Source organism: Spirosoma aureum (genome assembly GCF_011604685.1).
Taxonomy (GTDB): Bacteria; Bacteroidota; Bacteroidia; order Cytophagales; family Spirosomataceae; genus Spirosoma; species Spirosoma aureum.
In genome coordinates this window covers 6,037,268-6,050,000 of the sequence record NZ_CP050063.1, presented here as the reverse complement: position 1 = coordinate 6,050,000, position 12,733 = coordinate 6,037,268, and the positions used below count along the sequence as shown (strand labels likewise).

At 46.2% G+C, this 12,733-nt stretch carries 13 protein-coding genes and 2 rRNA genes (1 of these 15 only partly in view); 13 read left to right on the top strand and 2 right to left on the bottom strand.

Annotation, left to right across the window (positions count from 1 at the left end; genetic code table 11):
• The 5 genes from G8759_RS24080 to G8759_RS24060 form a co-directional block, all read left to right on the top strand.
• Positions 1 to 202: ribosomal RNA gene (locus G8759_RS24080) — 23S ribosomal RNA — on the top strand (it extends 2,629 nt beyond the left edge of the window).
• A gap of 121 nt (positions 203 to 323) precedes the next feature.
• Positions 324 to 434, top strand: a 5S ribosomal RNA gene (gene rrf / locus G8759_RS24075).
• A 276-nt stretch (positions 435 to 710) separates the two neighbouring features.
• Positions 711 to 1,196: a (2Fe-2S)-binding protein gene (locus tag G8759_RS24070; RefSeq protein WP_162385387.1), complete on the top strand. Its 486-nt coding sequence runs from the start codon at positions 711 to 713 to the stop codon at positions 1,194 to 1,196.
• Between the two features lie 2 nt (positions 1,197 to 1,198).
• Positions 1,199 to 3,370, top strand: a complete 2,172-nt coding sequence (locus G8759_RS24065; protein WP_167213764.1) for a xanthine dehydrogenase family protein molybdopterin-binding subunit — start codon at positions 1,199 to 1,201, stop codon at positions 3,368 to 3,370.
• A 124-nt stretch (positions 3,371 to 3,494) separates the two neighbouring features.
• Positions 3,495 to 3,788, top strand: coding sequence for an antibiotic biosynthesis monooxygenase family protein (locus G8759_RS24060; protein WP_167213761.1), 294 nt, complete (start codon positions 3,495 to 3,497; stop codon positions 3,786 to 3,788).
• A gap of 71 nt (positions 3,789 to 3,859) precedes the next feature.
• Here the strand turns inward: G8759_RS24060 and G8759_RS24055 are convergent, their stop codons facing one another.
• A complete protein-coding gene (locus G8759_RS24055; protein ID WP_232073925.1) occupies positions 3,860 to 4,234 on the bottom strand; it encodes a hypothetical protein in 375 nt (124 codons plus the stop codon).
• Positions 4,235 to 4,598: 364 nt separating this feature from the next.
• Here G8759_RS24055 and G8759_RS24050 point away from each other — a divergent pair, with 364 nt between their 5' ends.
• From G8759_RS24050 to G8759_RS24040, 3 genes are all read left to right on the top strand, one after another.
• A complete protein-coding gene (locus G8759_RS24050) occupies positions 4,599 to 5,360 on the top strand; it encodes an alpha/beta hydrolase (protein WP_167213758.1) in 762 nt (253 codons plus the stop codon).
• 110 nt (positions 5,361 to 5,470) lie between these two features.
• The gene (locus tag G8759_RS24045) at positions 5,471 to 6,550 is read left to right on the top strand and encodes an endonuclease/exonuclease/phosphatase family protein (protein WP_167213754.1); all 1,080 of its coding nucleotides are present in this window, start codon (positions 5,471 to 5,473) and stop codon (positions 6,548 to 6,550) included.
• A gap of 59 nt (positions 6,551 to 6,609) precedes the next feature.
• Positions 6,610 to 7,131, top strand: a complete 522-nt coding sequence (locus G8759_RS24040) for a GreA/GreB family elongation factor (RefSeq protein ID WP_167213752.1) — start codon at positions 6,610 to 6,612, stop codon at positions 7,129 to 7,131.
• 48 nt (positions 7,132 to 7,179) lie between these two features.
• On the opposite strand, the gene G8759_RS24035 is transcribed toward G8759_RS24040, so the two are convergent.
• The gene (locus G8759_RS24035) at positions 7,180 to 7,929 is read right to left on the bottom strand and encodes a pseudouridine synthase (protein WP_167213749.1); all 750 of its coding nucleotides are present in this window, start codon (positions 7,927 to 7,929) and stop codon (positions 7,180 to 7,182) included.
• 188 nt (positions 7,930 to 8,117) lie between these two features.
• On the opposite strand from G8759_RS24035, the gene G8759_RS24030 reads away from it, so the two are divergent.
• The 5 genes from G8759_RS24030 to G8759_RS24010 all read left to right on the top strand — a co-directional run bounded on the left by G8759_RS24030 (position 8,118) and on the right by G8759_RS24010 (position 12,496).
• Entirely contained in the window at positions 8,118 to 9,200 is a 1,083-nt protein-coding gene (locus tag G8759_RS24030) for a Gfo/Idh/MocA family protein (protein WP_167213746.1), read from the top strand.
• A gap of 91 nt (positions 9,201 to 9,291) precedes the next feature.
• Positions 9,292 to 10,287 carry a phosphotransferase enzyme family protein gene (locus G8759_RS24025; RefSeq protein WP_167213743.1) on the top strand — a complete coding sequence of 332 codons (996 nt, stop codon included), beginning with the start codon at positions 9,292 to 9,294 and terminating at the stop codon, positions 10,285 to 10,287.
• Positions 10,288 to 10,310: 23 nt separating this feature from the next.
• A complete protein-coding gene (locus tag G8759_RS24020) occupies positions 10,311 to 11,114 on the top strand; it encodes a hypothetical protein (protein WP_232073924.1) in 804 nt (267 codons plus the stop codon).
• Between the two features lie 159 nt (positions 11,115 to 11,273).
• Positions 11,274 to 12,047, top strand: a complete 774-nt coding sequence (locus G8759_RS24015) for a helix-turn-helix transcriptional regulator (RefSeq protein WP_167213738.1) — start codon at positions 11,274 to 11,276, stop codon at positions 12,045 to 12,047.
• A 95-nt stretch (positions 12,048 to 12,142) separates the two neighbouring features.
• Positions 12,143 to 12,496, top strand: coding sequence for a YciI family protein (locus G8759_RS24010; RefSeq protein ID WP_167213735.1), 354 nt, complete (start codon positions 12,143 to 12,145; stop codon positions 12,494 to 12,496).
• Positions 12,497 to 12,733 lie beyond the last annotated feature (237 nt).

The window sequence follows — 12,733 nt, the reverse complement described above, 5'->3', positions numbered from 1 at the left end:
GATCGGTTGTTTGGCCGCAGGCACGGCCGAGTAGCTACGTTGGGAACAGATAAGCGCTGAAGGCATCTAAGTGCGAAACTGGCCCCGAGATGAGTCATCCGGTATAAAGGGCCGTGGGAGACGACCACGTTGATAGGCGACAGGTGTAGGTGCAGAGATGTATAGAGCTGAGTCGTACTAATGTGCCCGGACGCGTAAGTAGAAGTGCTACTGACTAGTAAATCAAGTGTGTAGATATCGCGGTTTCTCTCTGTGGGAAAAAAGACAAACGATCTTTGGGTGGTGCGTCGTTCAGGCGGGCACTAGTCATAACGAGTCAACAGGTTGGTGCTGGTAAGGCGGGTGGACACCTCTTCCATTTCGAACAGAGCCGTTAAGCCCCGTACTGCCGATGGTACTGCTGTCACAAGTGGGAGAGTAGGAAGGTGCCACCTGATGAAATTGGAGTCTCTGATCGCAAGGTCAGAGACTTTTTTTTGGTAGTTCCCCCTCAACCCAAGGGCTAGCTGCTAAAGCCACTGACCAAACCTTGCTCTACTTGGGTGCGTTCACAGCCAAAGGGGCCTACGAACGGGATTATTAAGATATTCTAATAGCTTCAGGGAACTCCTTAAATAAAGAGTTCCCTTTTTAACTGCTTTTACCCTATCAGAGAGGAGTAGTTTTTGCTTTTTCGTATCTTAGCTTCTCTGAGTCAACCCTGCAAATCAATGGCTATCTTCAAACTACAAGTCAATGGACGGAGTTATCAGGCCGATGTTGATCCCGATACTCCTTTATTATGGGTATTACGCGATTCTCTTGGGCTGGTCGGCACTAAATATGGATGCGGAATTGCCCAATGTGGTGCCTGTACTGTTCATGTGGACGGTGAAGCAACTCGTTCCTGTGTACTCCCTGTTTCTTCTATAGGAAAAGCAAAGGTTACGACGATTGAAGGCTTATCCGCCAATGGTGACCATCCGGTTCAAAAGGCGTGGAATGAAGTAGATGTCGCGCAGTGTGGTTATTGTCAGGCTGGTCAGATTATGACGGCGGCAGCCCTACTCAAGCGTAATCCAAAACCAACGCAAGCCCAGATTGATGATACAATGACCGGTAATCTTTGCCGGTGTGGAACCTATCACCGCATACGCGAAGCGGTGAAATTAGCGGCAGCCTCTACTCCCTCCACTAAACCTGCAAAAACCAAATAGCTATGCAGACTGTATCACAATCAAGCCGTAGAAGCTTTCTGAAAATAGCAACGGCAGCCGGAGGAGGTCTGTTGTTGGGCTTTAATTGGGCCGAGTCTGAAGCTGTAGCATCGGCAGTAGTTGACGCGACGGCTTCAGTACCCACAGCATTCGCTGGGGGAGCTGACTTTAACAGTTACCTGTCTATTAATCCACAAGGTATTATTACCATATTTTCCCCTAATCCTGAAGTCGGACAGGGTATCAAGACGGCTTTCCCAATAATTGTTGCCGAAGAGTTAGATGCTGACTGGAAGAAAGTTGTAGTTGAACAAGCTCCGCTGGATACTAAAAAGTTTGAACGCCAGGTAGCTGGCGGTAGCGGTTCTATTCCGCATTCTTGGCAGCGATTACGGAAAGCTGGTGCTACTGCACGACAAATGCTCGTGCTGGCAGCTTCGAAACGTTGGAATGTTCCGGCCTCAGAATGCTCAACCGAGAATGGATTTGTTTTGCATACGGGTAGTAATCGTAGGCTTAGTTATGGCGATTTGGCCAGCGAAGCCTCCCAAATAACTGTTCCTACTGATGTTAAGCTAAAAGAGATTAAGGATTTTAAACTGATTGGCAGCACCGTAAAGAATGTCGACAATCCAAAAATTATTACAGGAAAGCCCCTTTTTGGATTAGATTTCTATCGCGAAGGAATGTTGTTTGCCATGCTGCAACGTCCGGCGTTTGGCTATAAATTGAAATCCGTAGATTCGAAGGCTGCCAAGTCGATGTCTGGTATTGTGGATGTCGTGACTTTCGATAATAATGTAGCAGTAGTTGGTAAATCGACCTGGCAGGTTAAGAAGGCGAAAGATGCGCTCAAGATCGAGTGGGAAAAAGCGGATGTGCTGGAAAGCACGGCCGACCATAATCGCCTTTTTAAAGAAATGCTGGATAGTTCGAACGCTACCGTTCGGCGTAAAGACGGTGATGTAGAAACAGCGTTTAAGAATGCGGCTAAGGTTGTAAAGGCAGAATACCAATGCCCGTTCTTACCACATAATCCGCTGGAACCGATGAATTTCTTTGCCCATGTTCGTGAAGATGGTGCAGAATTGGTTGGCCCAACACAAACTCCCGAATTAGCCCGTAACGAAACCGCCAAATTACTTGGCATTTCACCCGACAAAGTGAGTGTTGAATTGACGCGCATGGGCGGAGGGTTTGGCCGTCGGTTGAAAGCCGATTATGTAATCGAAGCTGTGCAGGTTTCGAAACTTGTTAAGGCACCCGTTAAAGTTATCTGGACGCGTGAGGACGATATGACGGGTGGAAGTTATCGGCCCGCTGTTCGTTACCGTTTCGAAGCGGCTCTCGATGCGCAGGGAAACATGGTTGGTTACAAACTTCGGGGGGCCAGTATAAATGCAGGAAACGCAACCCGCGAAGATAATTTTCCCTCTGGTGCTGTCGATAACCTGCTGATTGATAGTGTAGACCACAAATCCCCGATTACAACTGGACCGTGGCGGGCACCCATTACGAACTTCCTGGCGTTCGCCGAACAGTCGTTTATTGACGAAGTAGCGCAGGCTGCGGGTAAAGATCCTGTACAGTTCAGGCTGGAATTGCTCGATAAAGCCAAGCAGAAACCAGTTGGTGCTATAAAATACGACATTGACCGAATGAAAGGGGTTATTGAGTTAGCCGCTGAAAAATCGGGCTGGGGCAAGAAGAAGGGAGCTGATGGGAAACCAGTCGCCCAGGGATTCAGCGTTTATTTTTCGCACCGCTCTTATGTGGCTCAAGTCGGTGAAGTCGTGATGCAGAAGGGTAAACCCGTTTTGCAGAAAGTATATTCGGCTGCTGACTGTGGTGTCGTTGTTAACCAGAGCGGTGCACAACAGCAGGTGCGCGGCTGCGTCGTTGATGGTATTGGCCACGCGATGTATGGAAATATTACGTTCAAGGACGGTGTTCCTGAACAGAAAAATTTCAATGAATTTCGGCTTATTCGGCTTAATGAAATTCCAGAGGTAGAAGTGCATTTTGTCCAGAATGAGATTGAGCCGACTGGTCTGGGTGAACCTTCATTGCCGCCAGCGGGGGGCGCTATTGCCAATGCCCTTTATAAAGCTACTGGCAAACGATTGCGGAGCCAGCCGTTTGCGCAGCAGGAAGAATTTAAAGGCGTTTCTTAATTGCAAGTCTTCGTTATAAATCATGCCACGGTTAATATCATACACAAACTGTGGCCTGGTTTGAAGCGAATGGCCTGAACAGCTATAATTTTCCTAAACCTGTATTAGCTTACTCCATAAAACTATGTACGCCCGCGTTATCCAATTCCCATTGAAGGCTGAAAGTATTAGTGAAGCAGTAGATTATTTCCGGGACTCAGTAGGGCCCGCCTTAAAAAATCTTGAGGGCTTTAAAAATAGCCGAATGCTAACGAATTCGGAGACGAATAGAGGACTTATGGTCACGTTATGGGAGTCGGAAGCGCATCGGCAGGCCGCCGAAACAAGTGGATTTCTTCAGGATGTTCTAAAACACATGGGTAGCTATTTTGATGGTAAACCCACGGTCGATTATTATGAAGTAAGTGTGCAGGTCTAGAATGAAACGTATTACAAGCAATAAAGCCCGGTGATTGCCGGGCTTTATTGCTTAGTCAATCGCATTTGTTGTTACTGCATAGCAATAACGCGGGGCGTTTGTTTGACAGGCGCAGTTGAAAGATTCAATTGTTTTAGAATGCTTCCTTCGGCTGATTTAACTTCCAGCTCATATTTGCCGTCGGCCAGCTCATCGACATTCAATTTAACCGCATACTTGGCTTCCTTCTTGCTGATGCTTTGACGGAAAAGCACTTGATTCTCTGAATTACGCAGTAGAACCACAACGGGTACATCGGCGGTCTTGCTTACGGCTACACGGATCTGATTGCTAGCGGTTACAAAGGCACTGGCATCGAATGACAATGCTTTCGGTGTTGTTGGATTGGTCAGTGTTGCAGTACCCATTAAAATAGAAACTGCCAGATTGCTCATTAGTGAATACATGGTAGTAATGTTGTTTAGTGTTTATTAGATTATTTGTTGTGTTCTGTTCTTAACCGTTCAATAGTAGTAAGCCAAAGGTTGTGCCAATAAACAATAGGCACTGATAGTCAATTAGTTATGACTTGAGCCAGTTCTTGATAATGTCCGCAACTGGACAACCTCTGTTCACTTGCGGACAAAATTACAGGGTAGTTGTCCAGTGAGCGAAATAACAAATTATGAGGTGTAGAAAATAGGCTATAAACCGTATAATATTCTGGATAAAGCGGCTTGTTTCCCAGGATTGATATATTAGTGGCATTAGATTTACAAAAATTGAAACTTTAAGAGAAGATTATTCGGACACCTTTATTCGACCAGAACTATGCTTTTCAGATTCGTTATTTTGGGATTGACGCTGACCATATTGGTCGGGTCGATCAGATCAACTGTACGGGCGCAATCTGCATCCCGTAAACCCACCATGGTTATTGTGCATGGGGCCTGGGGTGGCAGTTGGGCGTTTAAAAAAGTTGACTCAATTCTTACTAAGCGTGGCTATACAGTATATCGTCCGTCGCTCACCGGCCAGGGAGAACGAGTGAATCTGGCTTCACCTGACATAGGTCTGACGACGCACATAAACGATGTTGTGAACACGATTTTGTACGAAGATTTGCATGATATTATCCTCGTGGGCCATAGTTATGGGGGTATGGTCATTACGGGCGTTGCCGATCGGGTTGCCGACCGAATCCGAAGTTTGGTTTATCTGGATGCAATTCTGCCCAATGATGGTGAAAGTGTGATGAGTATTCAGGGAGATCGGGGTGATTTTATTAAACCGATGTTGAAAGATGGCTTTATTGTGCCGATGTGGGTGAAAGCCGATCAGAAACCCCCTAAAGATGTTCCGCAATCACTGAAAACTTTTACCGAAACGATTTCCCTGAAAAATCCTGCTGCCCGAAATCTTCCTGCCCGATATATTCTAACCGTAGAAGCAGGTAAAGATCCTAAGACTGATGATTTTGCGTTACACGCCGACCGGGCAAAGCAACGTGGATGGCCCGTTTCGCAGTTAACATCTGATCATAATCCGCAATGGTCGGCAATTCTTCCACTTGTTAATGCGCTGGATCAGTAACAGCACGAATAAAGTCTGGCAATCAATAATCAGCCAATTGATTAAGTGAGATGCAAAACCTCGACTCTACTTTTGAGGTTATGCATCTCAACTGCCATTTATTACTTTCTATGCAAACAGTTGATTATGTACTGCTCACGTACTCCATTGTTGTTACAATCGCTTCCTTTTTAAATCTCATCCGTCTTGATTATTGGTGGATTCGAATTTGGGATTTTCCCCATCTACAGCTCACCTTAATGGCCGCCATTGGTCTATTATGCTGGTTTTTAGTAGGCCATCATCTAGATGGCTATCTGGTCATTGTGCCTGTGGGTTTAATGGCCACGTTACTCTATCAGGGATGGCTGGTTTATCCATTCACACCCCTTCACAAAAAACAGGTGGCCCGGTTCTCTCATAAGATAAGCAGTAATCAATTTGAGGAAAATACGATTCGAATTCTGGTAGCGAACGTGCTTATGGAGAATACGCAGACGCCTGAAGTTCGGGCATTGGCCGATAAACATAAACCGGATGTAGTGCTGGTGCTGGAAGCAAACAGGAAATGGCAACAGGATTTAAGCCCGATAGAAGCTGACTATCCGTATCGGATATTGCATCCGCTTGAAAATACATACGGAATGTTGTTATACTCTCGCTTCCCGATCCGCCATCAGGAACTGCGCTTTTTGATTCAGGATGATATTCCGTCAATATATGCCAGGATTGAGTTGCCATCCCGACAGTTGGTTCATTTCTATGGTGTTCATCCAATGCCACCCAGCCCGACGGAGCATTATCGGTCTACAGAGCGCGACGCCGAATTATTATTGGTTGGCAAGGAAGCCAGAAAAAAGAAAGGACCAATCATTGTAGCCGGTGATCTGAACGATGTAGCCTGGTCGCATACGACCCGTCTGTTCCAGCGGGTAAGCGGTCTGCTTGATCCACGAATTGGCCGGGGTTTATACAATACGTTTCATGCCCACTATTTCTTTCTGCGCTGGCCGTTAGACCACATCTTTGTCACCCCACACTTTCAGCTGCGAAAAATACTACGTTTACCCAATTGCGGATCAGATCATTTTCCCATGTTCATAGCGTTAACCTATGCGCCAGACCCTAAGCAGATGGCTGAAGAGGTTCCGCAGCCGGAGCGTAGTGATCTGGAAGAGGCCAGGGAAAAAATAGAAGAAGCAAAAGGGTAGAAGCCCGAAATAAACAAAGACTATTAATAGCTGTTAGGTGGAGATAATAGACCAGAGCTATGAGTAGAGCTTTTTTGAAAAACGAAAGTGCGGAAGATCCTGTCGTTATACCAGCACGGGCACCTCTTCCGCCAGGGGCTACCAATTATGTTACGTTACGTGGTTTAGCGTTGTTACAGACTGAATTAACCGAGCTGGAAAACGAACGGATGCAGGTACAGCTGATTGAGCGTGAAGATACCGAACGTGCCCGACAACTGGCTTTAATAAACGGGCGTATTGCCAACCTGAATCAACGAATTGCTACTGCTAGGGTAGTCGACGTCCGTGATCACCCGCGTGATGAGGTACGCTTTGGTGCTACAGTCAGTCTACATAACCAGGCAATAGAAGCAAAACAAGCCAACCAGAAATTAACGATTGTAGGCGTTGATGAAGCAGATGCATCCCAGGGTCGAATTGCCTTCACCGCTCCAATTGCGCGAGCCCTGTTGGGAAAGCGGGTTGGTGAAACCATTGAGTTGCCAGCGAAGCATGGAACGAATGTCCTGGAAATTACCGAGATAAACTACGAAGAATAAAGTCGGATTTGGATGTGCCAACGTCTGTTGACGTGCACCCTGGAAGCTTTATAGGTAAACGTTGGGTACAGACAGATGCTTCTCATTTCCAAACAATGTAACCCACATGCGATTGAATTCAGTCTGGTAGGGCGCTGTAATCGTAATTTCTTCTAACGTTTGCGGGTGCTTAAACTGAATACGGCTGGCATGTAACAGCATGGTATTCATGCCAAAAAACTCCAGAAATAGTTTATTCTGTTTATTACAACCATGTGGCCGGTCGCCGATAATCGGATGGAGGATATGGGCCATATGCTTGCGCAGTTGATGCATTCGGCCCGTTGTTGGTGTAAGCTCTACCAACGAATAGCGCGACGTAGCATGTTTGCCGAACGGCAACGGAATCTCCGCACGTTGGCGGGTTTTTAGAAACGTAACCGCATCCTGAAGTACACCATCGTCCCGGCGAAGTGGATAATCGATAACTTGTTCGTCAGCGGTGTAGCCGCGCACGATGGCCAGATACGTTTTACTGATTTCGCCCTCGGCAAACTGTCGCTGCATAACTGAATTCATCGTATCGGATAGGGCAAAAAGGAGTACACCTCCCGTTTTCCGATCTAAACGATGAACCGGATATACCCGTTGGCCCAACTGGTCGCGGAGCATCTGAACCGCAAACTCGCTGGCATCGCTGGCGATGGGTGATCGATGGACCAGCAGACCGTGCGGTTTATTAATCGCGACTAAATCGGCGGATTGATACAACAACGTCAATGGCTGGGGTGCACTGAGCACTGAATTGCTTCCTTGCATACATTACAAAAGTACGACCCAAATGATTAGGTCCGTTGAGAAGAGATCTGACTGTCTATTTCCAGAAATGCTATCTTTGCGGCTCAGCTGATAACTTTGTCGTTTAATAGGTAGTCTGGTAGTCGTCTCGTTCAGGATGCTACTGATTCAATGGGCCTAACACTAACATCCCAGTCAACGTCACTTTCATGTCACTTTCAACTAAATTATTGCGGGTTCTTGTGGTCGGTTGCGGCAACATGGGATCATCGCACGCTATTGCTTATAAAACGCTGGACGGTTTCGAAATCTGCGGGATCGTATCGACTGGAAACAGTAAGGTTGTCCTTAACGAACGACTGGGTGGTGGGTATGCTTTGTTTGACGATTATACCACAGCACTGGCGGAAACCAAACCCGATGCCGTTTGTATCTCGACCTACCCCGATACCCATGAATCATTTGCAATTCAGGCCTTTGAACAGGGTTGCCACGTATTTATCGAAAAACCAATTGCCGATACGGTTGAGGGGGCTAAACGAGTGGTAGCTGCTGCCGAAAAAGCGGGCAAAAAATTGGTTGTGGGTTATATTCTGAGGCATCATCCATCGTGGGAGAAGTTTGTCGAAGTGGCCCGTGAAATGGGTAAACCGCTGGTTATGCGCATGAACCTTAACCAGCAGAGCCACGGTATGATGTGGACCGTTCACCGGAATCTGATGAAAAGCCTAAGCCCGATTGTCGATTGTGGTGTTCATTACATTGATGTGATGTGCCAGATGACGCGTTCGAAACCCATTCAGGTGAACGCGATTGGAGCCCGGCTAACCAATGATATTCCGGCTGGTAATTACAATTATGGGCAGTTGCAGATTCGCTTTGACGATGGCTCCGTAGGCTGGTATGAAGCCGGTTGGGGGCCCATGATGAGCGAAACCGCATTTTTCGTTAAAGACGTAATCGGGCCGAATGGCTGCGTGTCGATTGTTGCTAAAAATGCAGGCGCTTCCGGGAAATCAGATAATGTCGATTCGCATACAAAAACGGAATCGTTGCGGGTGCATCGGGCTGCATTAGATGCCAATGACCAGTTTGTGGAAGCCGATACCTGGATTGATATGCAGGATGAACCCGATCACCAGGAGTTGTGTAACCGGGAGCAACGTTATTTTTTGAAAGCTATTCAGGAGAATCTTGATCTGACTGACCACATGCAGGATGCCGTAAGCAGTCTGCAAATCGCCTTCGCCTGCGATGAATCCGTGCGGACGGGTCAGCCGGTTCTGTTATAATTTGCTTCAGATTATTTCCAAAGGGCTGTGATATCGCACAGCCCTTTTTTGCGTTACAAAAACTGCATCTTATTTTCTGTTCTCAGCAATTATGGAAATATTTCCCACCCAATACTCAACTTTACTGGCATCGGCCTTAATCGATAGCCTTCAAAAAAGCTATGGATTCAGTGGTCTAACCTGTAAGCTATTGTTGCATGGCGTTAGCGATACCTACGTACTGGAAGGTCCGACTGATAAATACATTCTTAAAATCTACCGGAATTCACACCGAAGTCTGGATGAAATAAAAGGCGAAGTAGAGCTACTCAACATCCTGAACGAACAGGGCGCAAAGGTATCTTACCCAGTTCGCGCTATCGATGGTGAACAGATTCAGGCGTTCAATGCTGCGGAAGGAATACGCCACGGTGTGGTTTTTAACTTCGCACCTGGAAAGAACATCTATGATTTTACTGATGAGCAGTTGCGGGTAATCGGTAATGAAATGGCTTTCAATCATAACCTTACCTCTCAGATTAACCTGTCGCATGAACGAAAGAACTATGATATTGAAACGACACTGACACGGCCGCTCAGGCTCACTGAACCCTGGTTTGCTGATGAAAAGGAAAGCTATTCGGAATTAGAAGCTATTGCTGAACGGGTTATCCGAAAAATGGAAACATTTCATACGGCATCCTTTAGTTACGGCTACTGCCATTACGATTATCTGCCAAAAAACTTTCATTTTGATGGCGATACGTTTACGCTTTTCGATTTCGATTTTGCCGGGAAAGGCTTTCTCGCCAATGACCATGCTTCTTTTCTGGTCCATTTTTTCTTCCATACGGCTACGGGTAAACTGACAAAGGAAGAAGGCGATCGTCAATTTAAACGCTTTCTCGATGCGTACAGAGAAGTTAGAGACCTGTCGGATGAGGAAATAGAAGCGATTCCGTGCCTGGGGATTATGTTCTGGATCTTTTATTTGGGTTTTGCGTGCGAAAACTTCGATGACTGGTCCAATAACTTTTTAAGCCCCAGATACCTGAAAGAGCGTGTGTCAGTTATAAAGCGATTTGCCGATATGTATTGCCGATTTTAACAAAACCCGAAACTCCAGACCTTATGCGGTTCGATCAAAAAGTTGTGAGCGCGTTGCTGGCGCTGTTCCTGTACACTTCATTACCAACTTTTGGGCAAAAAGCGAACGAAATACGACGTTTTCAATTGACAGAAGTTCGGCAGGGTGTTGCGGTCGATGAGGGGCATTTTTATGTGATTAACAACCATTCGCTGACGAAACATACGAAATCGGATGGGAAACAGACGGCAGCATGGAATGATACAACGGGCCAGCTTAAACACATGAACAGCGGTGTGGTAATTGGCCGGAAACTGTACTGTACGCATTCGAATTATCCGGATGTGCCAATGGCCAGTTCGATCGAAATCTTCGATGCCGTAACACTTCGGCACATCGGTAGCCATAGTTTTGGCCTGTTTCCTGGCTCAGTAACCTGGGCCGATTTTTACCAGGGGCATTGGTGGGTTGCGTTCGCCAATTACTCCGATAAGGCCTCCGCCGAGGGCCGGGACAACCGCTGGACTACGCTGGTGAAATTCACCGAAAGCTGGCAACAGGTAGAAGCGTGGGCGTTTCCGGCCAATGTATTACAGGCTTTTGCGCCGAAGAGTACGTCGGGTGGAACCTGGGGAAGCAATGGATTAATTTACTGCACTGGCCATGACAAACCCGAATTATACGTCCTGAAATTGCCCGAACGCGGGCATACACTGCAATACCTAAAAACAATTCCGACCCTTAGCGAAGGGCAGGCTTTTTCTATTGACCGAAGTGTAAAAAATAAGCTGGTATTTTATGGCATTACCCGAAATGACAACTATGTAATTGTCTCAGAGATAAACTAATTCGGGTCAGGAGCTATGAAACCGTTGCGAACTACACCGGGCTACATCAGGATTCCAAAAAATAACATCTTCTTGCTGCTCTGAACGATTAGGAATAAAAAGTAAGGTATAGCTGTTGTTGGAGCAAACAGACGTCTTTTTACGATAAAAGCCATTCTCATGAAGACGGAGCAATTTCTTCCTATTGATCGATTAAAGCCATTCATTAAGACGTTTCTGATTATTGAAAGCGAAAATGGCATGGTCAACCGGATATTGCCCGGAACATCAATCGTAATGGCTTTCAAGATTAAGGGCAGCGTGAGCTATGCAGAGAAAGGCATTGAAACGTCTTTGTCTGTGTCAACGATCACAGGATTAAGGAAGTCCCACCGTTTGTTAGACTATTCAAAAGAAACGGCTACGCTACTTGTTATTTTCCAGGAGGGTGGTGCCGCTGTCTTATTTAAGGAACCGCTCCATGAGTTGTTTGGCCTGAGTGTAGCCCTTGACGATCTCATTCCTCGTAGCACTGTCGATGAACTGGAAGAGCGCCTGGCCGAAGCAGTAAGCAATCGACACCGGATTACCATTATTGAACAATTCCTGCTTGCAAGAGTCCAAGAACCAGTAGCCGATAAGCTTGTCGATACGGCCATTAACGAAATTAAACGGGCCCATGGAGTCATACGAATAAAAGACCTCATCACTAACCTGCCCATTAGCCGCGACCCTTTTGAAAAAAGGTTTCGGCGGGTTATAGGTACTTCGCCCAAGCAGTTTTCGTCAATCATTCGGTTGAGGAGCTTAATTGCTGACCATTCAGAGCAGGAAAACCTGACAGAAGCCGCCTATCTGGCCGGTTATTTCGATCAGGCGCATTTTATAAAAGATTTCAAATCCTTTACCGGACAAACTCCACACCATTTCTTTGCCGCTGGCCCGTATTGGTAAATCAATGATTTTTTACAATTCCCCGCTTTTTCAACAACCTAGTTTTGTATCAGTCAAGTGACTAACAAGTTGACAGAGACAAAACTAGAACAACGATGAACGAGTATGTTTTTTTAGTAAGATTTGGTGCAAACGCCACCCTAGCCCCTGAACAGCGACGAATAAATACCGAAAAGTGGGGAAAACTGATTCAGCTCTGGACTGAACAAGGGTATTTTGTAGGGAGCAGCCTTATCACACAGGCAGGATTTGTGCTTTCGGGGTCAGACCGAAAAGTTGATCAGGGATTCATTGCTGATACAGATTTCAGGGTAGTTAGTATTATTCGTATTGCTGTTTCATCCATCGATGAAGCTGTCGAGCTAGCCAGGGCTTGTCCGGTATTGGATTATGGCGGAACGGTTGAGGTAAGAGAAGTTCAGCCCAGGCCTGTTTTGGCAACGACCTAATTGCATCGAGTAATTTTTGGATTTCGCCAACCAAATCAGGCTGTTTAACTAGTCTGGATTGGTTGGCGAAATTGTATAGCTGTATCCCCAATCTAGTTAGAAGTCAATGAGTAACGCTGTGTTGCCCGCAAATAGTAGTAAGCATTATTCAGTATAGATAAGAAGGGAGACAGCAATCTGCCCGGAAAGCCATAAAAATAGAATTTGCTGATGATGAGATAGAATAGTACGCATCTA